This window comes from Desulfosporosinus meridiei DSM 13257, from assembly GCF_000231385.2.
Lineage (GTDB): Bacteria > Bacillota > Desulfitobacteriia > Desulfitobacteriales > Desulfitobacteriaceae > Desulfosporosinus > Desulfosporosinus meridiei.
Genome location: NC_018515.1, coordinates 448,768 through 473,533 on the forward strand (window position 1 = coordinate 448,768; position 24,766 = coordinate 473,533).

Consider the following 24,766-nt stretch of genomic DNA (forward strand, 5'->3'; position numbering starts at 1 on the left):
ATATCCAGGAAGTCATGAGATCCTAATTAACCGGGATTTGCTATATTGAGAAAAGAGAGGCAGGGGTTAGGGGGCAAGGTTTTATGGATAAAGATGTTTTTCTGGGGCTAGTAAGGGTATTTGACCAAAGCCTGGAGGCGGCCTTGATAACTGTGACCAGTGCCCTCGGATCGACTCCTTGCAAACCTGGGGCTAAGATGTTGGTCTACATTGACGGCACTACGACTGGTACCCTCGGCGGTGGATGCGGTGAGGATGAGGCCAGGCAGGAAGCTTTCAAGGTTATTGCGACACACACTTCAAAGATCTATTATCTAAATATGATTGCAGATGATATTCAAGAAGAGGGAATGGTTTGTGGGGGTATCATGGGTTTATTCATAGATTATTTAGGTTTTCAAAACCCCTTAAAGCAAATAAATCTTAATAAGCACTATCTCTCAGCTTTAATGAGCGACAATCCCACACTTGTAACTGTAATCGAAGCACTCGACGAACAGTTAATCGGAAAAAAGCTATTTACCAGAAGTACCGGGGATGCATTAGGGGATCTAGGCTCGGAGAAATTGAACAAAGCTGCCCTAGAGAAAGCTATGGCAGGTGGGGAAAAATTACATCCGCAGTTAATTAGTATGGATTCTGAGTTTGAGATATGTGAGCCTTCCCTGTCGAAGGCTTGCTTGCGGTTATTTATTGAGCCTCCAACAACTACTCTGCATCTGGTGATTGTAGGGGCAGGTTATATCGCCCAACCACTGGTGGCTATGGCTAAAGTTCTGGGGTACCAGGTGACAGTTTTAGATGACCGCCCAGCACTTGCTAATTCTGCCCGCCTTTGCTTGGCGGATAGGATTATTTGTGATGATCTTGAACGCGGATTAGATACTCTAAGTATCAATCCACAGACGTTCATTGTGCTTGTTACCAGAGGAACTTATTCTGACAAGGTATGTCTTCGGAAAGTGATTAACCAACCAACCAGGTATATTGGAATGACTGGCAGTTATAGAAAGGTCAAAGCCCTAAAAGCAGAGTTGGAGAAAGAAGGAATCCAGAGCGAGTCATTACAAAAATTGTATTCTCCGATTGGTTTGAAAATAAGAGCTGAGACTCCGGCAGAAATTGCTGTAGGTATTCTTGGTCAGGTAATAAAAGTACAGAAGCAGTTGGCCTGAGAAAAGCAGATAAATTGACAAATCTTAAACATTCTTATAACGAGATCAAACTAAATATCTAAGGAGGACTTCGTTGATGCAAGAACCAGCCGATTCAGTATTTAAGCTCAAGCCCGAAGGCCAAGGGTTATCACTTGTTGTTATAAATTATGATACGCAGAAAATAGTAGAATTCACGGATTTTATCATGGTAGGATTTTCAGATGAAAGGGAATATGTAGCAAATAACTGCACCCTTCAACAGGTAGCTCAAGGTCTATCAAGACTTCATGACCTCTACGACGAGCTTGTTGCTGAGGTTCAAGCCAGAGATAAGCCTAAACTTAGGATGCTTGCGAAATAGTCATGTAAAAAATAGAAATAAGCCGATATGTAACAAGCTCAAAAAAGAGTTTTAATGATGTAGTAAAATAAACAATTTATAGTTAAGGAGTGAAACACATGGAGAGCCTTACTTTAACCATCGACGGACGAAAAGTCAGTGTCCCGAAAGGTACAACTGTACTTGAGGCCTGTCGCCTGAATAATATTCCAATTCCTACCTTGTGTCATGACCCAGCGCTTACTCCCTCCGGCGCTTGCCGCTTATGTGTTGTTCAAATCGAAGGAATGCGTAATCTTTCTCCATCTTGTGCTATTCAAGCAGCTGAAGGCATGAAGGTAGAAACGCAGAATCCAAAAGTTAGGAATGCACGTAAAACAATTCTTAATCTGTTGGTCGCCAATCATCCCTTAGACTGCATGACCTGTCAAAAGCTGGGGGAATGTTCATTGGCAGACTATGCCTATGAATATGGTGTAAACGGAAAAGTTTACAATGGGGAAAAACGCCGGCTTCCCATTGATGATACAAACCCATATATCTTAAGAGATCTCAACAAATGCATATTATGCGGAAAATGTGTTGCTACTTGTGAGGAAGTAGCGGAACGCAGTGTAATTAGTTTTGCAAATCGTGGATTTGAGACTAAGATTTCAACTTTTATGGACACCGACTTAAAGGATTCGGCTTGTGTTTATTGCAATAGATGCGTAGCAATCTGTCCAGTGGGAGCTCTTGTGGATAAGAGTATGGTAGGTAAAGGCAGAGTGTGGGAGTTTACGACAGAAGAAGTAACCTGTACATTTTGCGATTACGGCTGTAAATTTGTTATTAACTCAAAACATGGCAAAGTTGTTGGGGTTATAGCAAAATCGGCTGCCAATGGCCGACCGCTTTGTCTTAAAGGGCGTATGGGCGCTGATTTTAGTTATAACCCTCACCGGACGGAGTTGCCTTTCATCAATCAAGATGGTGAGTTTATTCAAGTTAGCTGGGCGGAGTTTCTAGGTTTAGGCAATATACTAGAAAAGATAAATATGCTGGAAAAATAGGCCTTTACTAAGTGGTTTCTGTCTTGCTTGTAGCAGACACTTGACCGAGGGTCGCCTTTATGATAAGTTTAGTTTGCCAATTTATATAGATAAGCAAGAGATTTTTCTTACTGAAAAATTGTAACAGGGAAGTCGGTTGAAATCCGACGCGGTCCCGCCACTGTAATGGGGAGTTACTGCCACATCCACTGAGGAAACTTGAGAAGGAGGCAGTTTACGAGGAACCTGAGCCAGGAGACCTGATTGCTTATGCTTTACTCACGGAAGATGGGTGGAGGGACTTGCTGTTTAGCCCTTCATTTCTGGAGGGCTTCATTTATTACAGGGAGCTGCTCTACCAATGCAATTAGAGAGCGGAGGAATGTACTGCATAATTGCCGTAGGGTCAGATAGACAATTAAAAACTAATAGATTTAGGTACTAAAGTTTGAGAACTTTGGTTTAAAAGGGAAGCAGGTGTAATTCCTGCATGGTCCCGCCGCTGTGATGGGGAAATGGTTCAGTTATGCCACTGGTTAAGACTGGGAAGGTGTGAATCATTGATGACCTGAAGTCAGAAGACCTGCCTAAAGCTCTATGCCACAAATCCACGAGCGATGGAGGAGGTTTTATTTGTGCTGAGCAATATTTTTCAGCGTTTAGCCTCTCGACTATCGGTTGAGAGGTTTTTTATTGTCGAATCTTTTAGTGAGTACAGTAGATAAGAACCACTGGAGGAGGGAGTTCTTATGCAACTACTTCAAGTTCCTGGATTGGAGGAAAGTGATCCGAAGGAATCGGAAAAATTCAGTATATCTATGTTTGACAGGTATTCACAATACCTTATTGATCTTACGTTTCGGCAAAGGAGGGAAAAGAAGATAAATCAAGTAAATATTATTGGGTATACCCCTCTAAGTCTGGGCGAAGAATCCCATTTTTTCGAAATCATTGACGAACTGGGTAAACTAGGTTTGGAAATCAATTGCTCGCCCTTAGAGAAAATTGGCTTGGAGACCTATAGAAAAATGTCCTCAGCAGCCTTAAACCTTGTCGTATCCCATGAGGGGCTAGGTCTTGCTCGGTATATGGAAATAGAATATTCGATACCTTATAGTTTGAATGTACCGGTAGGTTTATGGGGTATGCGGCAGTTGTTTAAAGTTTTGGGTGAGATCCCAGGCCTTCCGCAAAGCTTAACAAGTCAGGAAAGATATGCCCCCACCAGGAAGCCACAGTCTGGACAAAGCGCCGTCGTGATAGGTGAACCCCTCTTTGCTTCTTGCATGGCTGCTTGTCTGCTTAATGACTTTGGGCTTAACTATGTTAAAACAGCCAGCCTGATAAAAATGGATAGGCGAATGGAGAAAGTTTATCAGGAAAAGTCGCTTTCCCATGTCCACTTGTTTGAAGACAAGGAAGCCCTTGCCCGGTGGATCGAAATAATACGGCCGGATATCATTGTTGGTGACCCGCTTTATCAGAGACTCCTGGGCCCAGGCTCTGCCCAATATGTGTCTATTCCACAAGTAGGCTTGAGCGGATCTATCTATACTGGGATGGATTACGAGTATATCGGAAAAAGAGGCTATGACTATTTAGCTTCTTTTATCGCAGGATAACTTTTAATATTGGAGGAGCGTACCTTACAAGGGCGAGAATATCAAATTCTTTGTTGTATTGGGGTACCACTCCGCCTTGTAGAAGTAGAGTCTCATGATTGGACAAGTTTTAAGTACTAAGTCAAAAGAAGGGAGACAAAAGCATGGAACAAGGACTTATCCATATTTATACCGGTGCTGGAAAGGGTAAGACCACGGCAGCAATTGGGTTAGGAATCAGAGCCTATGGGCAGGGACTTAAGGTTAATATGGTTCAATTTTTAAAAGGATGGGATACCGGAGAAATGAAAGTTATCGCCGCCTTAGAACCCCACTTTCAAATCTTTCGTTACAAAGAAAATGACAAATTTGTTTGGGAAATGAGCGATGAAGAAACAGGTAGTTTGAAAAGAGAAATGCGGGTTTGTCTGAATTATGCTATTGAGGCAATCATGAGCGAGGAGTGGGACATGGTCATCCTGGATGAGATTATGGCTGCTGTGAATTATCGTTTTCTACCGCTGGCGGAAGTAGTTGAGGCAGTAAAGAACAAACCTAAAAAACTCGAACTGATTTTGACAGGGAGAGATGCTCCAGTAAAGTTAATCGAATTAGCGGATTATGTCTCAGAAATAACCTCTCTCAAACATCCCATGGAAAAGGGCATAATGGCGCGAGTGGGAATTGAATATTAAAATTTGTCTGTGCCTAATAAAGATCGTGGGGCGGTAAAAAGCTTGTTTTTCAAGCTCTTTAGCGCCCCACTTTAATCAAAGCCGTTAAAAACATTAGAGGTTACGCCTCGATTTTTACAAGAGTCGGATTTGCTGTCCGCAGTATTTTTCTATATTATCAAATAGAATGCGATCTTTATTTTTTTTTTATGCTCTTTACTTAAATTTTTACATCATTTATATGTACAAAAGCACTATAATTAAGGCTGCATTTAGTATGTTTGTTTAAGTTTGTCAGACAATAATGATCTAGACCGTAAATAATGAGGGTGATAAGGATGCCAAAGGGAAAACTTACAATATTCTTAGGAGCAGCATACGGGGTTGGAAAAACTTATGCCATGTTAGAAGCGGCTATAGGAAGGTTGTCAGAAGGTATAGATGTCGTTGTGGGTTTCGTTGAGACTCACAGTAGAACAGATACTGAGGCAATGGTTCAGAAATTAACGGTCATTCCCACAAGATATCTGAACTATAAGGGTAAGATTTCTCGAGAAATGGATCTGGAAGCTGTCTTGACAAGGCATCCACAACTTGTCTTAATTGATGAATTGGCTCATACGAACGCAGAGGGATCACGGCATAAAAAACGTTATATGGATGTCAAAGAATTATTGTCAGAAGGCATCAATGTATATACGACAATGAATATTCAGGACTTAGAAACCCTGAATGATATCGTAGCTCAAATTACTGGGGTAACTGTAGGAGAGACAGTACCTGACCAGATGCTAGAAATAGCCTCCCAAATTCAGTTGATCGATATTCCCCCCGAGGAGTTAATTCAAAGGCTAAAAGATGGTAAGGTGCATGTTCCCGATCAGGAAACAGAGGGCTTTAAAAATTTCTTTCGGATGGGCAATATTAACGCTTTGAGAGAATTAGCTCTCCGCTATACTGCGCAACGCGTAGATCGTCAGCTGGAATCTTATCGGAGAGTCCACGGGATAGCCGTACCCTGGCCTACAGGAGAGAAGATTTTGGTCTGCATAAGTGCCAGTCCCTTTTCAGCGCAGTTAATTCGGATAGCTAAAAGAATGACAGAGAAAGTACAAGGGGAGTTATTAGCCGTCCATGTGGAAACTCTGCGCCGCTTCCCCAGTAGTGAGGCAGAAAAAGATTCTATGGCTAAAAATCTCCGTTTGGCGGAGGAATTAGGTGCGGAAATTATTGGTTTAACAGGGAACGGTGTTGCTGAGGCAATTCTAGAAGCAGCCAAAAAACGCAATGTATCCCAGATAATTATTGGCAAGCCCGAGCATACCCGTTTTTGGGAGATCTTGCATGGATCCGTCGTGGACAAGGTAATTCGACAAAGTCAAGGAATTAGCATCCATGTTATCCCTGGGAATAAGCAGGAGGTAGGCCTGTCGCAAATTCATAGATTGAAGAAAAACGAAGATACTGGAGCTAAGACTCAGCAGAGGATTTTTCCACAGATTATTCCTTATTTGGTCTCAGGCCTGATGATTACTCTCATGACCTTATTTTTTAGGGGATTAAGTCCTTTTTTTGGCCTGGTTAATATTTCCTTAGCTTACGTACTTCCTATTCTAATCAGTGCTGCTCGCTGGGGGACTCTGCCAGCCATTGCAACGGCCTTAATGGGAACGATTGCCTTTGATCTCTTCTTTGTCCCTCCAATTTTTAAGTTTACGGTGGCAGACCTTCGTTATCTCATTAGCTTTGCTATTTTCCTGTGGGTAGGTGTGATTACGGGAACTCTATCAGACCGCTTAAAAAAGCAAGTAAACTATTCCCGGCAAAGGCAGAACAGCATTTCTGCACTTTATTCTCTAAGCCGGGATATAGCCGCTGTCGATGACCTAGAAGCCGTGTTAGACAGTATCGTCAGTAATGTCTCGAAAACCCTAGAGGGACAAGTAATGTTGCTTTTGCCCAATGAACAGGCCCAACTTGCCTTAAGAAAGAATTCCGGATCCGATGATTTCTTAGATCGGCAGGAACTTTCAGTTGCCACTTGGGTCTATGAAAGGGGACTAAAAGCAGGCAGCGGAACGGAGACTTTGGGAACTGCTAAGGCCTTATACCTGCCACTGCGCACAGAGCAGGGAATGCAAGGAGTTCTGGGAATATATAGCAGTGACCGAAAGGCGAATTTAGATCCTGAAAGATTTCGCTTATTAGAAGCCTTTACAGGATTAGCTGCTATGGCCATCAATCGAGTCAAATTGGCGGAGCAGGCCAGAGAATCTCTTTCCTTAATTGAATCTGAACGCTTACGCACGGCACTTTTTAATTCCCTTTCTCATGATTTGCGCACACCTCTGGCTTCTATTATCGGAGGAGTCACAGGGTTGTTAGAAGATCAAAATCTCGTCTATAGCCCCGAGGTTCGCAAAGAGTTGCTAAAAACCATTCTTCATGGAGCTGAACGAATGAATCGTTTTATTAGTAACTTGTTAGATATGGCACGGTTAGAAAGTGGGATGCTGCGCTTAAAGAAAGATTGGTGTGATCTTCAAGATATTGTCGGAGTGGCAATTAAGAGATTGGGAGACACCTTAACTCGACGACCTCTGGACATTAATATCCAGGAAAATCTGCCCTTAGTCCAGGCAGATGGAATCTTGATCGAGCAGGTGTTGGTCAACCTGCTGGATAATGCCCTTAAGTACTCTGAAGCAGCAAGTAAAATTAAGGTATCCATCCGGCAACAAGAAAATCATCTGGAAATTGTGGTCTCTAACCGGGGTCAAAGCATTCCTGAAACAGATTTAAGCAAGGTTTTTGATAAGTTTTATCGGCTCAGTTCCCCGCTGCAAGTAAGTGGAACTGGGCTTGGACTGGCCATTTGTAAAGGATTCATCGAAGCACATGGCGGAAACATTTGGGCCGAAAACAATACACTCGGCGGGGTGACAATTACCTTTACTTTGCCATTAACCAACCAATTTTTGGGGATCGTACCCGAGATGGATGAAGGGGAGTAAGATGGAAAACAAAGGTCAGCGGATTCTGATTATTGATGATGAAACCCAAATCAGGAAATTTTTAAGAGTGGCCTTAACCAGTCATGGATATGTGGTCAAAGATGCTAAGACGGGTAAAGAGGGTCTTGAGGAAGTTGCTATTTTCAGTCCGGATTTAGTAGTTCTGGATTTAGGGTTGCCTGATCTTGACGGGATAGAGGTAGTGCGTATACTGCGAGAATGGACAAAAGTACCTATTATCATTTTATCGGTCAATGAACAAGAGAATGATAAGATTACCGCTCTGGATGTTGGGGCAGATGATTATGTGACGAAACCCTTTGGCATGGGTGAATTACTGGCTCGAATTCGAGCGGCAATGCGTCACAGCAAAGGAGTAGAGGAACAGCCGGTTTTGCATTTTGCTGACTTGTCCATCGATTTTTTGCATCGCCGGGTTACCAGAGATGATCAAGAGATCAAGCTTACCTTGACAGAATATGAAATTGTTAAGAATTTGGCGATTAATGCTGGAAAGGTATTAACCCACAGCTATCTACTGCGCACGGTATGGGGACCCTCCTATGAGAAGGAAGTACAGTATTTACGGGTTTATATTGGCCAGATTAGGAGAAAGTTGGAACTTGATCCATCCCGTCCACAGCATATTATCACTGAATCAGGGGTAGGATATCGTTTGTTGTAATAGACTCACTTGGAGGGAATAGGAATTGAACGCATTGGGAAAATTTATGTCACCGTCTAGAGTTTTAGTTTTTGGATTTGCTCTTCTAATTCTGTTTGGGGCCTTATTGCTGACTTTGCCACAAGCAACTCAGGATGGATTGGGTTTGCCTTTTTTAAATGCAGCGTTTACAGCGACTTCGGCCGTTTGTGTGACAGGATTAGTGGTTGTGGATACGGGGACGACATTTTCGATTTTTGGGCAATGGATCATCCTGTTCCTGATTCAAGTGGGTGGACTGGGATTTATGACCTTTGCAACTTTGTTTGCCATGATTTTGGGAAAAAGAATTACTCTTAAGGAACGATTGTTATTGCAGGAGGCCTTAAACCAGTTTTCCGTCGAAGGGATTGTTCGCTTAACTAAGTCTGTCTTGCAGATTTCCTTTGCCATTGAGGCCATTGGCGCAGTCATTCTCACCTTACGGTGGCATTCGGATTATGGTTGGAGTAAAGCATTATATTATGGTGTGTTTCATTCAATTTCTGCGTTTAATAACGCGGGTATCGATCTTTTTGGCAATTTCTCTAGCTTAACAGCTTTTGTGGGCGACCCGATAGTTAATATTACCATCATGCTTTTGATAATTTGCGGAGGCTTGGGTTTTATTGTTTTGGCAGAAATACTGCAACATCGGAAAAAGTTTAGACTTCATACAAAAATCGTCCTTCAGGTTTCCGGGGCGCTGATCTTATTAGGGGCAGTGTTTATTTTTATTATGGAGTACTCAAATCCTATGACTTTAGGGCCCCTTCCTTTAGGGACAAAGGTACTGGCAGCCTTCTTTCAATCCGTATCTCCTCGGACAGCGGGCTTTAACACCATCAATCTGGCAGGTATGTATGACACAACCTTACTCTCTGTGATTGTACTCATGTTTATTGGAGCTTCTCCGGGGGGGACAGGGGGCGGAATTAAAACTACGACCTTTATTTCCATCGTTTTATCCGTATTAAGCACCTATCGCAGTGATCCTCATGTAGTTTTAGAGGGGCGGACTTTGCCTAGGGATGTGATTCAAAAGGCTTGGGCAATTACAACTACAGCAGTAATTCTGGTTTTCGTAATCTTATCAATTCTATCCTACACGGAGAACTCAGATTTGCTGACCGTCCTTTTTGAGGTGACTTCTGCCTTTGGAACTGTGGGTCTATCTTTGGGTATTACCCCCACTCTTTCCTCTGTCGGCAAAGTGGCGATTATTTTAACCATGTTTATCGGCCGGGTTGGGCCCTTAACCTTGGCATTTGTACTTTCCCAGAAAAAGAACCAACAGGCCGGACATGTTAAGTACCCAGACGAACGGATTTTAATTGGGTAGGAGGAGAAAAGTTTTGCGCAAACAATTTGTAGTTATTGGCTTAGGTAGATTCGGAACCAGTGTTGCTAAAACTCTTACTGCTTTGGGGCATGAGGTTCTTGCCTTAGATAAGAACGAACAGGCTGTTCAGTCTGTCATGCAGGATGTGACCCAAGCAGTCCAGGCTGATGGGCGTGAGGAGGATACCCTCAGGGGACTTGGCGTGCGAAATTTAGATGTCGCGATTGTTGCAATCGGTGATGATCTGGAGGCAAATATTCTAATTACCCTAATGCTCAAAGAAATGGGCATACCCTATGTTGTAGCTAAGGCTCAGTCCGTACAACATGGCAAGGTGTTAGAGAAAATAGGGGCAGATAAAATTGTTTATCCGGAACAAGATATGGGGATTCGCTTGGCCAACAATTTTATCCGAACCAATGTCATGGATTTTATAGAGTTATCCTTAGACTACAGCATTTTTGAAATAATTGCCCCCTCAAAGTTTGTGAATCAAACTCTCGGAAAATTGAACTTAAGAGCTGTCTATAAGATTAATGTGATGGCCATCAAAAAAAGTAAAGAGGAAATTGTGATTGCTCCAGGGGCCAATGCCCTGGTGGAAGAAAAAGATGTTTTAGTAATTGTTTGCAACAAAAAAGCTCTTTCCAAGTTGCCGGACTAATAACTAATTATTTTATAAGTAGCCTAATCTCCGATTTAAGAGAATGGGTTATAGCGTTAGTTAACAAAAGATCCACTTTGATCAAACAAAATCTTAGAATTTTTTAATAAGCCTTTCACTTAATTGTGAGAGGCTCTTATCATTGCATTGAGGGGGCAAAGTCCGGCCTTTTTTACTAATCTCGATCCAGTGGCGTTTCAATTTATTCAAACGCTTTCAAGAATAAAGAATGAAGTAGTTAGAATTTTCGAAAATAGCATAAATGTAGTAAAAGGAGCATCTTTGTAGCAATTTAGTTATAGAGAAAGATGTTAATATAAGAATATAATATGAAGTTTGAATTAATAATTTTATTCGGAGGCGTAAGAATGGGTGGAAAAAAGAGTTATCTTGGCAAAATTGATCGTCCCATCTTTGCAACTTCTGTGATGATCATGGCTATGTTTGTTTTCTTCACACTAATTCAGCCTAAAGAGGCGGGTGAACTGTTCAGTACGGTACAGAAATGTATTACTGAGTATTTCGGCTGGAGTTATTTGCTGGGAGTAGCTTTCTTCCTGTTTTTTGCACTGTTTATTGCTTTGAGCAAATACGGGAGTATTATTTTAGGCAAAGATGGCGAGGATCCAGAGTATAGTACTATAAGTTGGTTTGCTATGCTCTTTGCGGCTGGTATGGGAATTGGGTTGGTTTTTTGGGGAGTAGCTGAACCAATGAATCACTATACTAATCCACCTTTTGGTCAACCCTCTACGGTTGAATCAGCTCAGATAGCCATGCGCTACACGTTTTTTCACTGGGGTTTGCATCCGTGGAGTGTTTTTGCGGTTGTAGGTTTAGCAATGGCCTATTTTCAGTTCCGAAAAGGTTTACCTGCTTTAGTGAGTTCTACTCTATATCCGCTAATTGGAGAAAAGGGAATTAAGGGTTGGGTTGGAAAGTTAGTCGATACTTTGGCGGTATTCGCGACAATATTTGGTGTGGCAACTTCACTGGGATTAGGCGCTATGCAGATTGGTACTGGGCTCAATTATGCTTATGGTCTTCCGACAGGAACTACGACAACGGTTGCTATTATTGTAGTTATTACCGTATTATTTATAACATCTGCAGTAACTGGAATAGAACGAGGCATTAAATTTCTCAGCAATGCAAACATAATTCTACTCCTAATAATTTTAGCTTTTATGCTAATCATGGGGCCGACTAAGTTTGTACTTAATGGTATTACAGAAACAATTGGATCCTATGCTCAAAACATTCTTCAAATGAGTTTTTGGGCTGATACCTACGAAACTAATCCGGGTTGGTTAGAGGGCTGGACCATCTTCTACTGGGCATGGTGGATTGCTTGGGGGCCGTTCGTGGGTGCATTTATTGCCCGTATTTCTAGAGGTCGGTCAGTAAGAGAATTTATATTCGGTGTGGTAATTGCACCGACCTTGATGAGCTTCATGTGGTTAGGAATCATGGGCAACAGCGCACTGTATATTGATGTTGTTCAACATGGCACTATAGGGGCTCAAGTCGCTAAAGATATAAGTACAGCTATTTTTGCTATGTTCCATTATTATCCCCTGTCAGGTGTTCTGACAATCCTGACGACATTAATCATAGCGGTCTTCTTTATTACATCTGCGGATTCTGCAACCTTTGTTATGGCTATGTTCACCTCAGGCGGGGACTTGAATCCTAAAGCCGGATTGAAGATTATCTGGGGACTCATTGAAGGCGCCGTTGCTATTGCTTTGATGATCGCCGGTGGACTGAGTGCGCTGCAGACAGCCTCGATTACTTCATCATTTCCATTTATGTTTGTGATCTTGGCCATGGCTGTGTCAATTATTAAGGCCTTTCGAGAAGAAATGACGAATAACCTTCGTGAATAGGAGTTTCAGGCAGATCTGAAAAGTGATAGCCGCTAAGAAATTTGATAAAAAGGCAACAAGCCCGCAAGAAACCTTGCGAGCTTGTTGCCTTTTTATAACAGGTTTTAATCTTTTAAAACTATACAATTGAAAAATATCATTAAATGTGAAAATACTAGCAAAAATCAAATAATCGGAATTTTCATTTTTGGCCTCAAATGTGGTAAAACGAGCATAAATGTAGTGTTAATACGCTAGATGTATAGTGTTATGATAAATACATAGAACATAGCCTAAGAAATTGTTTAGGCAACTAGCATGTAAAGGGGGCTACTTGAGATAAAGACGTGCGCTTGAATCATGTAAGTTCGTATCTCGATATACCAATTTACTTCGTCGTTCCACAAACAAAATAATGGAGGGATTTAAATGCTCAAGTATGATACAGAACAACATGTTTATGATATCAATGGAGTGAAAGTAGGTGGACAGCCGGGACAATATCCTACTGTGCTTATCGGCAGTATCTTTTATCGGGGACATAAAATAGTCCAAGATGATAAGAAGGGGATTTTTGATGAAGCAGCTGCTAAAGCTCTGCTGGATCGAGAAGCTGAGCTGAGTGCTGAAACTGGCAATCCCTTTATTCTGGATGTCTTAGGGGAATCCGTAGAAGCTTTAACTAAATACGTAGAATTTGTCATGAAAAATTCCCAGGCTCCCTTTTTGTTAGACAGTATCAGTCCGGCAGTGCGAATTGGTGCCTTGAAAGAGCTAGGCAAGGATCCTGAAATCCGAAAACGATTGATCTACAACTCCATTGAGGAACATTATTCGGAGGAAGAGTTAGCCGTGATAAAAGATAGCGGAATCAAAACCGCCGTCATTTTGGCCTTTAGTAATAAAGCTTTAAAGCCCCAAGCCAGAATTAAGCTTTTGAGGGGGGATGGGCAAAAAGAAGGTTTAATTGATGCCGCTAAGAGAGCAGGAATTGAGCAGTTTTTGGTTGATCCTGGTGTATTGGACGTTCCTAGTGCCAGCTGGACAAGTGAGGCTATTCATGTGGTTAATCAAGAATTTGGTTATCCCGGAGGATGCGCCCCTTCTAACGCAGTTTATTTGTGGAAAAAGATGCGATCCAAAGGAACTCCGTTTTTCGAAGTAGCCGGGGCTGCCGTCTTTACCTATCCAGTAACTCAGGGTGCCAGCTTCATTCTCTACGGCCCCATGATCAACGCACCTTGGGTGTATAGGGCCATGGCAACCACAGATGCGATGATGGCCTATAATAATAAGCTGACCGGAGTTAAGCTGGGGACGTCCGAGCATCCATTATTGAAGATCTTTTAGAAAGTCAGCAAAGGCTAATTTTCATCCTCTGACGGTGCCGCCTAAAGCAGGGGCAGGGAGGTCTACCCTAATAATTATCAAACTTTAAAGGGGTGTTTAAACTATGTTACCAAAATATAATGTTTTGACTGAAGAGCAGGTTCAGATTATCCATAATGAATCCATTAAGATTCTTGAAGAGATTGGTCTGGATTTTGAATATGAACCAGCTTTGGAAGTCTTTAGAAGCCAAGGGCTGAAAGTAGAAGGAAACCGAGTTTATTTTACGAGAGCATTCATTGAGGAAAAGGTAAAACTGGCACCTGCCCACTTTACCCTCCATGCACGAAATCCTGAGCACAATTTAGTCTGCGGCGGCGAAAATATTATTTATATGCCAGGGTATGGGGCACCTTTTATCCAACTGGCCGACGGTACTCGCCGCAAGAGTACGATGGAGGACTACGATAATATTGTTAAATTAGCCGGAGCTAGTAAAAACATGCATATGACAGGGGGCACGGTGGCTGAGCCCCAAGATATTCCCGATGAAATCAGGCATTTAAAAATGATTTATAGCTCTATCAAGAATTCAGATAAGTGTTTTATGGGCAGCGCTGAAGGACGGGAACGGGCCCAGGACTCTGTGGAGATGGCAGCCTTGCTTTTTGGTGGCAAAGATGTCATCAAAGAAAAACCGGTACTCATTTCCTTGATTAATTCCCTGACTCCGTTGAAATATGATGAGAGAATGTTAGGAGCCCTGATGGCCTATGCGGAAGCAGGGCAGGCGGTTGTGATTGCTTCTCTGGTCATGGCCGGCTCTACAGGACCGGCAGCCTTGGTTGGAACCTTAGCACTGCAAAATGCTGAAGTCTTGGCTGGGATAGCCTTAGCTCAAAGTATTAATCCCGGCACACCTGTAGTGTATGGTTCAACCTCAGCTCTCAGTGATATGCGCACTGGCAGTCTTTCTATCGGCAGTCCGGAAACAGCCTTGTTTATTTCAGCAAGTGCTCAAATTGCTCGTTTCTACGGTATCCCTAGTCGATCGGGCGGTGGCCTGAATGATTCTAAGATTGTAGATGCCCAAGCCGGTTACGAATCTATGATGACCTTGATGGCAGCTAGTATAACAGGTATTAACTTTGTACTGCATGCGGCGGGGATTTTACAATATTTCATGGCCATATCTTACGAGAAGTTTATGATGGATGATGAAATGGCTGGGATGCTTTTGCACTATCTGAAAGGGTTCAACTTTGATGAAGAGGGTTTAGCCTACGATGCGATTGCTAAAGTAGGACCGGGCGGACACTTCCTTACCCAAAAACACACTCGAAGAAATCATAAGAAAGAATTCCGTTCTCCTCAATTAAGTGATCGTTCTGCCTTTGATGCATGGTCAAGAGACAAACTAGACACCAACCAAAGGGCTCATAAACAATGGCAAGAGGTTTTGGCCAATTACGTACCGCCTGTGCTAGATGAGTCGATTGATAAAAAATTACTGGACTTTATTGCTGAACGATCATAATCAACTCGTTAAAGCACTGACATCCTAATTTCCGTTGACAAGTACTCCGCTTTGGAGAAGGGATAGCGCCCTAAAAATATTAAACTAACTGAGAGAAATGGAGGATAAAACAAATGAGTGAACTATTTGCAGGATTAAAGCAAGCCATTATCGATGGTGATGAAGATATCGTAGAAGAGCTTTCCCAAAAGGCTATTGAGGAATCAATCAATCCCGTTGACGCTGTGCAGCAAGGCTTAATTAAAGGAATTGAAGTTGTAGGGGAGCTATGGAAAGCAGGGGAAGTTTTTTTACCGGATGTAATGATGTCCGCTGAGGCGATGAAGGTCGGTCTGGGTATTCTTGAACCTGAAATTGCTAAATTAGGTATGAGCGAAGGAGAAAATAAGGGCAAGATTGTCTTAGGAACAGTAGAAGGTGACATTCATGATATCGGCAAAAATATAACCGGGGCGATGTTCACGGCAGCCGGATATAAGGTATTTGATGTTGGAACGGATATAAAGGCTGCAGAGTTCGTTGCAAAAGCTCAAGAAGTTGGAGCAGACATTATTGGAGCAAGCGCTCTCTTGACGACAACTATGAGTGCCCAAAAGGATATCATCGATTATTTGAAAGAGCATAACCTCAGAGATCAATTCAAAGTTTTTATTGGCGGTGGTCCTACCAGTCAAGCCTATGCTGATGAAATAGGGGCTGACGGTTGGGCAGAATCTGCGGACGAAGCAGTAGCACTTGCCGATAGAATGTTAGCAAAATAAATATAGTAGTTTATACAGTTTCAAAAATAGGGTTTATTTATTGTAATTGAATCCTAGGGGCCTTAATAATACACAACTTTTAAAGTCCCTAGGATTTTTTTGGCTAAAAAGGGGGGATAGGTATTTACTTACTTCTAGTTAAGAAGTTGGAGCTTTAGAGCTATTCGCCGTTAAAACAACCAGTTCAAGTCCCTCTTAAAAGTTTATTGGCCACGCATTTAAACCAGAAAAATACAACAATTAATTATGGTTAGAGAGGAGTAATGCTATTTATGACAAATAGTAAGGAGACAACGACAAGTCGTTCTGTTATGTATATTTCTTCTGTCATAATCGTATTGTTCGTGTTATTCGGAATGTTTCTCCCCGAACAAATGGGTAAAGTCGCCAGTGCTTCATTTGCATTTTTAACAACTGATTTTGGCTGGCTATATTTGTTAGCCGTAGGCTTTTTTACAGTTTTCGTTTATGCCGTTGCCTTTAGCCGTTTTGGTCAAATTAAGTTAGGTAAAGATGACGATAAGCCTGAGTTTAGTAACTTTCAGTGGTTTTCAATGTTGTTCGGCGGAGGGATGGGTATCGGCCTCGTCTTCTGGTCAGTTGCTGAGCCCATGATGCATTATTTGGCACCTCCGGTAGGTGAGGCTGCCACCCCGGAAGCTATGCGTACAGCAATGCGAATTGTTTTCTTTCATTGGGGAATCCATCCTTGGGTAATCTTTGCCATTGGCGGCTTAGCTCTGGCTTACTTCCAATTTCGTAAGGGGCTGCCCTTCCTCGTCAGCTCAGCTTTCTATCCCTTAATCGGTGAGCGGATTTACGGACCGATTGGAAAAGCCATTGACATCTTGTCTGTGTTCGCCACGGTCTTCGGTGTGGCCACAAGCTTAGGTCTAGGCTCCAATCAGATTGCCACAGGGCTGCAATATATCTGGGGTATCCAGGCCACACCGATGACTGTTTCCGTAATTATTGCCGTGATGACCCTACTCTTCACCCTGGCAACCATCTCCGGGCTGCATAAAGCTATGCAGATTGCCGCAGATATTAAGGTGTGGCTTTCCATTGGATTTATGGTATTCATCTTCTTGTTTGGTGGTATGGTTTTAATTCTAAACAACTTTACGGATACTCTGGGCGCTTACTTGCAGAACTTTGTTGGCCAAACCTTGTGGATGGGCAACATGGATTGGCTAAAAGGATGGACTGTTTTCTACTGGGCTTGGTGGATTGCCTGGGCTCCATTCGTCGGACAATTTGTTGCCCGGGTTTCTAAGGGACGGACCATCCGAGAATTTGTCTTGGCAGTAACACTTCTTCCGTCAGGATTCTCTATGATTTGGTTGTCAATTTACGGTGGTGCAGCCTTTAACTTGGATAAGCTCTCCAACGGAGCTATTCAAGCCGCTGTTAACGCGGATTATACAACTGCCTTTTTTGCGACACTCCAACAGCTGCCCTTGTACTCAATAACGGCTCCTTTAGCTATCCTGTTGATCGTGGCTTCCTTTGTAGGGGCTGCCAACTCGGCAACCTATGTATTGGCCATGCTGACCTCTAATGGAGACATGAACCCAGGCAAGCAAATACGCAGTTTTTGGGGGATTATTCAAGGGGCTTTCACCATCATCCTAATCCTAGTTGGAGGTGGAACGGCGGCATTATCAGTCTTGCAGACAGTTTCTATTGTCGCGGCATTCCCTTTCATGTTGATCATGGTGGCCATGTGCTTTAGCATTTATAAAGCCCTGGCGCAGGAGAAGTAATAAGCCAAAATCCTGATATCATCTCATTAAGACACCCAGGTTGTGCAGGCCTGGGTGTTTTTTGCAACAGAGCGGTCAGAATAATCAAAGGGAGGTCGCAGGAACAGAATTGTTCCTTGTGACCTCCCTTTGAAATGTTGCCATTGGTTTCTGAAGACGAGTTGTTAAGGAGCATTACTCGTGGATAGATCGGCTTTTACGAGCTGGCCCTTTGGAAACTAACAATTTGTTTAAATTGTCGTTAAGAAAATTTCGAAACTGGATGGCATCTTCAAAGGTATAATCTGCCCCTATTTCTTTAGCAAAGGCATCAGTTATCGGTGCTCCGCCTACAATGATTTTTAGTCCCTGACGTAATCCCTGAGCTTCCAACTCATCAATCACATCTTTCATAACTGACATAGTGGTGGTCAGTAAGGCTGAGATCATCAAAATATTGGGTTTTTCCTTGCGGACGGCACTGGCAAATTTCTTAGGGGTGACATTAACCCCTAGATCAATAACCTTTGCACCCGTTGCCATGGCCATGGTTTTAATAATACTGAGGCCAATATCATGTAAGTCTCCGGCTACCGTACCTAAGATGATTTTGCCGAGTTCCTTTTTGGCGGGTGTACTTAAGATCGGCTCAATAACGGATAGGCCGGCATGCATTGACTGGGTAGCCATTAAGACTTCTGGGACATTAACCTTTTCAGTGCGGTATTTTTCAGCAATGATATCCATACCTTTGATAAGTCCTTTTTCAAGAATAGAAGAAGCAGAATATCCTTGTGCTAAGGCTTGTTTGGTTAATTCTATGGTATCCTCAGATTCACCTTCGGCAATTGAATGAATAATATCGTCAAAGATCAATTAAATCGCCCCTAAAATAAGCTGTTTTTATAGACCAAGGGAGTAACACCAATATATTTTCGGAATACTTCAGCAAAGTAACTTTGATTTTTAAAACCAATTGCTTTAGAAACCTGTTCAACACTAAACTCTGGTTTCTTCATTAGTTCTACAGCTTTTTCTACGCGAACCCTAGTAAGATAATCATTAAAGGTACAATCTAATTCTAAGCGAAATAAACGAGATAAATGGGAAGGACTAATAAAAAGATGGTCAGCGGTTGCTTTTAGGGTAAGGGGTTTGTGATAGTTTTCCATAATGAAGTTTCGGGCGTTATTAACTAAACTTAGATGCTTCTTGTCAGCCAGTTTGAAAATCCCATCCAGAAATTCTGCGATTATTTTATGCACTTTGAAAAAGAATTCTTCGATACGCTCAATGCTATTAACCTCATTATTAAAATCCTGAAGCTTGACCATGACTTGTTCGGCATCTGCGCCCCCTTCGACAGCAGCCCTCGACGATAGGGAGGCTAATTCTAGAACCCGTATTTTAATGGTAGCTTTGTCACCTGCGGTTTTAGTTAAGAGGTCAGTTAATAAATTTTTCAAAGTACTTTCAGCTCTGGTTTTATCTCCCAGCCTTATATAGCTAAGGAAACGTCTTTCGTTTTTTAAATAGGTAGCATAATCTGTGAACTCGGTGGTGTTCTTTTTCTTTCTATTCTCGAGATCGGTCTTTATTTGTAGGCGTTGTAAATGATAGGCATGCTCTTTCTCCATGGTATGAAGGTTGCGTTTGACTAAGTGATTTACGACAACAAACAGCATATCTGCCGCGGCTTGGGATTGTTCTGGTGAAGACATGGAAACGCTTGTAACCTTTTCTTTTAAAGTTTCAAAGTCTAGATTGGGGTTGCTCTTTTTTAATTGCTTAAGAAAGAATTCATCGGGCTTCCACAATAGTACTTGCCCGCAAATAATACTTCCCAAAAATACATTATCAACAATAATTGGGACGGCCCAAATTACAATTCCGGCATGACAACGGAAGAAATAAGGCTCATTCCATTTAGCCGCCTCTACCGTGGCCTCTCTATAGGAAGTTAAACACCTCTTTTCGCCTTTACTATTACTACGGATATACTGACAAAAATCACTTCTGTTTTTATTGCCTAAGATCGCAAGAGTTTCCCCTTTGCGATTAACGGCTTCAATGTGTAACCCAGTGGCCTTGGAAAAACTAGCAAGAATTTCCTCCAAATACTTAGGATCAAGGAAGTTTTCCATACCTTTCTTAGACATATTTGTCCCTTTCCAATGCAATTTAAAACAGTGGCTTTTTTTGAAGCTAACTAAAAGAGTCGTAATTAGATATTTCGTCGGAAAGGGATTAATTCCTTTTGAATAAATCAAATTTAGATTATTTTTCGATAATTACCCGAACAACAAGGCGCCTTAGAACTACTCATTCTCGGCGCCTTGTTGTTCGGGTATAGTTTATAGATTTACTGAGCCTTAGCGTAACTCTTGCGATTAAAGGATATTACAGCAGCTGTAAAGGCAATAGCCATAGCTACTAACATAACATAATGGTAAGCAGACATGAAAGCGTCAATTTGAGAAGGATTTGGTGAGGCGACCCCGCCTAAGGCATCAAATAAGGATACAGACCAAGCAATGCCAATGACCATACCTAAATTGCGAACTAAACTGTTAATTCCTCCGGCAACCCCCAGCTTTTGAGGAGGAACTGAACTCATAACGCTGCTATTGTTGGGAGATTGGAACATTCCCGCTCCTAACCCGGTAAGTATGGCACCTGGAATTATATGATAGAAGCTAGCTGATGCTGAAAGGGTAGAAAAATAGAGCAAGCCCACACCAGTAATAGTCAAACCCGTTGTGGTCAAGAATACAGGGCCGAATTTATCTGAGGCATTACCGCTTATTGGTGCTGTGATGGCCATTGTGATGGGAAAGATCATTAAGAGCATACCTGCTTGAGCCGGATCGTAGTTTAAAACACCTTGTAGATAAAAAGGCAAAATCATATTGTTAGCAAACATAGCGATAAAGGATAACCCACCTGCCAGGTTACCGATCAGGAAGGGACGATTGCGAAATAGAGATAAATTAATCATAGGATGGGTTACTTTGCGCTCAGTTAGAATGAATGAGATTAATAGTATGATTCCAATAATAATACTCATGAGTACCGGTAAACTTGACCAACCCCAATCTTCTCCATTGGTAATTCCGAGAAGCAGAAAGATCATTCCAAGGGTAAAGGATAAAGCACCGAGATAATCAAAGGGCTCTTTTTCTTTATTAGGTACGTCTTTGGGAAGGACTAGGAGTACAGCAGCGAAACCAAGAAGCCCTATCGGGACATTAATGTAAAAAATAGAGCGCCAGCCCGCTAATTTAATAAGTATACCACCCAAGGCTGGTCCTGTCAGAGAGCCCAGAGCTACGACGGTTCCCGTCAGACCTAAGGCCTTTCCTCGCTCCTTTGGGGGAAATATTGCGGTGATAATAGCTGGGCTGTTTGACATAAGCATTGCGGCGCCTAGGGCTTGCACCACTCGAGTAGCTACTAAAAACCAGATGTTTTGAGCCAATCCACAGAGGGCGGATCCAAGAATAAAAACTAAAAAGCCATAGCCGAAGACCTTTTTGCGTCCCATTAAATCGGCAAGACGCCCGAAGACCGGCAGTAAGCTGGTAATGGTTAAAAGGTAGGCGGTAACCACCCATTGTAATGTAGAAAGATTGGAGTTCAGTTGATGAGAAATTGTGGGTAAGGCTACATTTACGATGCTTCCGTCTAAGGTTGCCATAAAGGTTCCTACAGCGACCGTCGCCAAGACATACCAACGATAATTCGGCGAATTCTTGATATTGTCAAACATGGTTATCCTCCTAATCGATATTAGCACTAATTCTGTTCATTAAATTGGTAAGTTGAGACCTTTCTTCTTCTGATAGTCCACGTAAGGCGTGTTCCAAGGCCTTACGAGCCAGAGGTTTGAGAGAGGCCTCGATTTCTTGGCCTTCCTTTGTCAGGTAAATTAGAGAAACCCGTCTGTCCCCGGAATCAGCTTGACGACGAATCAACCCGCGTTGCTCCAGTTTATCGAGAATTCTAGTGATCGTAGGTTGATCCTTATAACTTCGCTCAGCTAATTCCCTTTGAGAAATGCCATCCTCTACCCACAACCATTTCAGTAATGGCCATTGCTCGTGTGTAACATTATAGGGTTTTAATGCTCTAGCAAGGTTATTCTTCATTTTTGAGTTAGTTTTGCCGATAATAAATCCTAAATTCTCTTCGAAAATGTGAATTCCTCCTCAATTAATATTGTCACAACAATATTTTTGTTTATCAAATATTGTTGTGACAATTATCTTTGTAGTCTATCACCCTTAATGAAAGTAAGCAAGAGATTGAAGAGAAGGAGATCCTTGTAAGAAATCGTTTGAACTATATAAAAGGCAATCCCCTAACAAGGTTTCGTTAGGGGAGGCCAAACTTTTTGGCGTGAATAGTTCTTTATGAAGCTAATTAACGAATACCGGTATTTGAGGAAGAAGATTTGCTAATCTCAATTAACTTTACTATCCCCCAGGCAATAATAGCGTATACAATCATGGCAATAATGGTGGTTGGCTCTAAAATTGACTGAGTTTCAATTCCTTTGGTAACAGCAGGTGGGAAAATACCATTAAAGGGAACTAAGAAGGCTTGAGATACTGAATATATAAATGAAACAAAGGGGCTTTTTGGATTTGCTCCCAGAAGCTTAAAAACTAGGCGGAAGGCAAATAAGACCTCCAGGACACCTAAGATATAATAAACAATATTCTTAGCCTTTAAATAATCGGGGTTAGTTTTTATATCCGTACCTTCGTTCATTAGGAACCCTCCAATAATCAGTTTTATAGTGTTTTTAGCTTTCCATTTTTAAATACTTACTATTACATATAGAGTAGATTTACTGAAAAAAATATGAAGTAGACGATAACACTACCCCATTGACTTGGTATACAAACAAGTAGAACCAGTACATAAATAGGGTGTTTAATGGGCAAAATTTTTTTAGTAATGATAGAAGGGAGATAGGAAATGACGGAAACTATCCAAGAGAGAACTGAAGGGCGATTGAGTTACCATGACTCAGTAGAAGAGATGATGCCGCGTATCCGTGAGGATGGAATGTCTAATGTCTTTGACCGCTGGGTACAGCAGGAGAAAATCCGTTGTAAATTTTGTTTGCAAGGATTAACCTGTCAACAATGTTCTCAAGGTCCCTGTCGCATTAGTGAAAAAGGAGGGCAGGATAAAGGGGTCTGTGGCATTGGCCCAGATGCTATGGCTATGAGAAAACTGCTTCTCCAAAACATAATGGGAGCAGGAACTTATAGCCATCATGCTTATGAAGCATTTAGAACTTTACGGGCAACGGGAGAAGGAAAAACCCCTTTTAAAGTTACAGATGTTAATAAGCTTAAATGGATGTGTGAAAAACTTGGACTCAATACGAATCAGGATACTAACCAGATGGCCATACAATTAGCAGATCTGCTTAATACCCAAATGAGTATTGGAGCGGATGAACCTAATCTGATGGTTGAAGCCTTTGCTCCTAAAAAACGCAAACAGGTATGGAAAGATCTACATATCTATCCTGCTGGGGTTAACCATGAAGAACAAAATTCGGTTGCCAGCTGCTTGACTAATGTTGATGGGGATCATGTTTCTTTGGCCCTTAAAGCAATGCGCTTAGGCTTGGCCACCATTTATAATGCTCAGATCGGTTTGGAAATGACCCAAGATATCTTGTTCGGTACCCCTAAACCTCATGAGGTCAATGTTGATTTAGGAATTATGGATCCGGACTATGTCAACATTGTCTTTAATGGGCATCAGCCTTGGCCAGGTGTTGCCACCATTCAAAAGGCTAAAATGCCGGAAATTCAAGCAAGAGCGAAAGCAGCCGGCGCTAAAGGACTTAGAGTGGTGGGATCTATTGAAACAGGACAAGAACTGGTGCAAAGATTTGGCATGGACGAGGTATTTGTCGGCATGATGGGGAATTGGCTGACCATTGAGCCTCTCTTGGCAACAGGAACAGTGGATGTCTTAGCTATGGATGAAAACTGTTCTCCGCCAGCTATAGACATGTATGCCGAGCAATATCAAATTTCCTTGGTCAGCGTCAGTACAATTATCGGTGTCCCTGGGCTCCAACATAAGATCCCCTATCATCCGGAACAAGTGGATACAATGGTTGATCAACTTATTGAGATTGCTATTGAGAACTTCAAAAAGCGAAAAGGGAAGGTTACACCAAAGGTTCCGCAAATAACCCAAAAAGCAATGGCCGGATTTTCCACTGAAGCTGTTTTGGAGGCCCTAGGCAATAAGCTCGATCCGCTTGTGGATGTGATTGCAGCCGGGAAAATAAAAGGTGTTGTAGCCTTGGTCAGTTGTTCGACAATAAGAAATGGCCCTCAGGATTGGAACACAATCAACTTGGCTAAAGAACTGATTAAGAGAGATATCCTGGTGGTTGCCGGAGGGTGTGGAAATCACGCTTTAGAGGTCGCGGGGCTGTGCAACATGGATGCTGTTAAACAGGCCGGTGCCGGGCTAAGCGAAATTTGCGGTGCCTTAAAAATCCCTCCCGTGCTAAGCTTCGGAACATGTACGGATACAGGGAGAATTTCCATGCTCGTTACGGCATTAGCAGACCATCTGGATGTTGACGTACCTCAACTGCCCATTGCGGTCACTGCCCCGGAATGGATGGAGCAGAAAGCGACCATTGATGGAATTTTTGCAGTAGCCTATGGAGCCTATACTCATCTATCCCCAACACCCTTTGTCACCGGTGCTCCTCAACTTGTCCAATTACTGACCCAAGATGTGGAGGGATTGACCGGAGGAAAGGTTGCTCTCGGAGATGACCCTGTAGAAGTGGCCAATAATATTGAAGCGCATATAGTGTCTAAGCGGAAAGGTTTGGGGTTAAGCTCCTAACCCAGCGGCCAGGTAAAATAAACTCCTCGACTTCGTGTTAAAACGATGGCGAGGAGTTTTAGCTTAGATGTGACAAAGGGATAAGCATTAATTCTAGGTT

The 24,766-nt window shown here is 42.3% G+C and carries 20 protein-coding genes and 2 riboswitches; of the genes, 15 read left to right on the forward strand and 5 right to left on the reverse strand.

The features are described from left to right. The first annotated feature begins 83 nt into the window (after nt 1-83). From DESMER_RS02085 to DESMER_RS02150, 14 genes are all read left to right on the forward strand, one after another. The gene (locus DESMER_RS02085) at nt 84-1,175 is read left to right on the forward strand and encodes an XdhC family protein (RefSeq protein WP_014901409.1); all 1,092 of its coding nucleotides are present in this window, start codon (nt 84-86) and stop codon (nt 1,173-1,175) included. Nucleotides 1,176-1,251: 76 nt separating this feature from the next. After that, nucleotides 1,252-1,518, forward strand: coding sequence for a hypothetical protein (locus tag DESMER_RS02090; RefSeq protein ID WP_014901410.1), 267 nt, complete (start codon nt 1,252-1,254; stop codon nt 1,516-1,518). Nucleotides 1,519-1,616: 98 nt separating this feature from the next. Then, a complete protein-coding gene (locus DESMER_RS02095) occupies nt 1,617-2,549 on the forward strand; it encodes an NADH-quinone oxidoreductase subunit G (protein WP_014901411.1) in 933 nt (310 codons plus the stop codon). 78 nt (nt 2,550-2,627) lie between these two features. Then, nucleotides 2,628-2,810: riboswitch (cobalamin riboswitch) on the forward strand. A 137-nt stretch (nt 2,811-2,947) separates the two neighbouring features. Next, nucleotides 2,948-3,133: riboswitch (cobalamin riboswitch) on the forward strand. A 144-nt stretch (nt 3,134-3,277) separates the two neighbouring features. Continuing rightward, on the forward strand, nt 3,278-4,150 hold the full coding sequence (locus tag DESMER_RS02100) for a nitrogenase component 1 (protein WP_042333283.1): 873 nt from the start codon (nt 3,278-3,280) through the stop codon (nt 4,148-4,150). Nucleotides 4,151-4,293: 143 nt separating this feature from the next. Next, entirely contained in the window at nt 4,294-4,824 is a 531-nt protein-coding gene (gene cobO / locus DESMER_RS02105; RefSeq protein WP_014901412.1) for a cob(I)yrinic acid a,c-diamide adenosyltransferase, read from the forward strand. Nucleotides 4,825-5,141: 317 nt separating this feature from the next. Next, nucleotides 5,142-7,817: a sensor histidine kinase gene (locus tag DESMER_RS02110; RefSeq protein WP_014901413.1), complete on the forward strand. Its 2,676-nt coding sequence runs from the start codon at nt 5,142-5,144 to the stop codon at nt 7,815-7,817. Between the two features lies 1 nt (nt 7,818). Then, nucleotides 7,819-8,502 (forward strand): response regulator, encoded by a 684-nt coding sequence (locus DESMER_RS02115; RefSeq protein WP_014901414.1) that lies wholly within the window; start codon nt 7,819-7,821, stop codon nt 8,500-8,502. A 25-nt stretch (nt 8,503-8,527) separates the two neighbouring features. Beyond that, nucleotides 8,528-9,862 (forward strand): TrkH family potassium uptake protein, encoded by a 1,335-nt coding sequence (locus tag DESMER_RS02120; protein WP_014901415.1) that lies wholly within the window; start codon nt 8,528-8,530, stop codon nt 9,860-9,862. 13 nt (nt 9,863-9,875) lie between these two features. Next, nucleotides 9,876-10,526 carry a potassium channel family protein gene (locus DESMER_RS02125; RefSeq protein WP_014901416.1) on the forward strand — a complete coding sequence of 217 codons (651 nt, stop codon included), beginning with the start codon at nt 9,876-9,878 and terminating at the stop codon, nt 10,524-10,526. A gap of 368 nt (nt 10,527-10,894) precedes the next feature. Then, the gene (locus tag DESMER_RS02130; RefSeq protein ID WP_014901417.1) at nt 10,895-12,415 is read left to right on the forward strand and encodes a glycine betaine uptake BCCT transporter; all 1,521 of its coding nucleotides are present in this window, start codon (nt 10,895-10,897) and stop codon (nt 12,413-12,415) included. 408 nt (nt 12,416-12,823) lie between these two features. Beyond that, complete coding sequence (mtgA, locus tag DESMER_RS02135; protein ID WP_014901418.1) at nt 12,824-13,744, forward strand: [methyl-Co(III) glycine betaine-specific corrinoid protein]--tetrahydrofolate methyltransferase MtgA; 921 nt, start codon at nt 12,824-12,826, stop codon at nt 13,742-13,744. Between the two features lie 103 nt (nt 13,745-13,847). Beyond that, nucleotides 13,848-15,260 (forward strand): glycine betaine--corrinoid protein methyltransferase, encoded by a 1,413-nt coding sequence (mtgB, locus tag DESMER_RS02140; protein WP_014901419.1) that lies wholly within the window; start codon nt 13,848-13,850, stop codon nt 15,258-15,260. Between the two features lie 113 nt (nt 15,261-15,373). Further along, a complete protein-coding gene (mtgC, locus tag DESMER_RS02145) occupies nt 15,374-16,021 on the forward strand; it encodes a glycine betaine-specific corrinoid protein MtgC (RefSeq protein WP_014901420.1) in 648 nt (215 codons plus the stop codon). 272 nt (nt 16,022-16,293) lie between these two features. Continuing rightward, the gene (locus DESMER_RS02150; RefSeq protein ID WP_014901421.1) at nt 16,294-17,787 is read left to right on the forward strand and encodes a glycine betaine uptake BCCT transporter; all 1,494 of its coding nucleotides are present in this window, start codon (nt 16,294-16,296) and stop codon (nt 17,785-17,787) included. Nucleotides 17,788-17,961: 174 nt separating this feature from the next. Here DESMER_RS02150 and DESMER_RS02155 read toward each other — a convergent pair whose 3' ends face one another. The 5 genes from DESMER_RS02155 to DESMER_RS02175 all read right to left on the reverse strand — a co-directional run bounded on the left by DESMER_RS02155 (nt 17,962) and on the right by DESMER_RS02175 (nt 22,539). Further along, nucleotides 17,962-18,642: a corrinoid protein gene (locus tag DESMER_RS02155; protein WP_014901422.1), complete on the reverse strand. Its 681-nt coding sequence runs from the start codon at nt 18,640-18,642 to the stop codon at nt 17,962-17,964. Between the two features lie 11 nt (nt 18,643-18,653). After that, nucleotides 18,654-19,925 carry a PocR ligand-binding domain-containing protein gene (locus DESMER_RS02160; protein ID WP_014901423.1) on the reverse strand — a complete coding sequence of 424 codons (1,272 nt, stop codon included), beginning with the start codon at nt 19,923-19,925 and terminating at the stop codon, nt 18,654-18,656. Between the two features lie 203 nt (nt 19,926-20,128). Then, nucleotides 20,129-21,535 (reverse strand): MFS transporter, encoded by a 1,407-nt coding sequence (locus tag DESMER_RS02165; protein WP_014901424.1) that lies wholly within the window; start codon nt 21,533-21,535, stop codon nt 20,129-20,131. A gap of 10 nt (nt 21,536-21,545) precedes the next feature. Further along, nucleotides 21,546-21,914, reverse strand: coding sequence for a MarR family winged helix-turn-helix transcriptional regulator (locus DESMER_RS02170; protein WP_042333289.1), 369 nt, complete (start codon nt 21,912-21,914; stop codon nt 21,546-21,548). 274 nt (nt 21,915-22,188) lie between these two features. Then, complete coding sequence (locus DESMER_RS02175; protein ID WP_014901426.1) at nt 22,189-22,539, reverse strand: YggT family protein; 351 nt, start codon at nt 22,537-22,539, stop codon at nt 22,189-22,191. Nucleotides 22,540-22,749: 210 nt separating this feature from the next. Here DESMER_RS02175 and cooS point away from each other — a divergent pair, with 210 nt between their 5' ends. After that, on the forward strand, nt 22,750-24,666 hold the full coding sequence (cooS, locus tag DESMER_RS02180) for an anaerobic carbon-monoxide dehydrogenase catalytic subunit (RefSeq protein WP_014901427.1): 1,917 nt from the start codon (nt 22,750-22,752) through the stop codon (nt 24,664-24,666). Nucleotides 24,667-24,766: the final 100 nt, after the last annotated feature.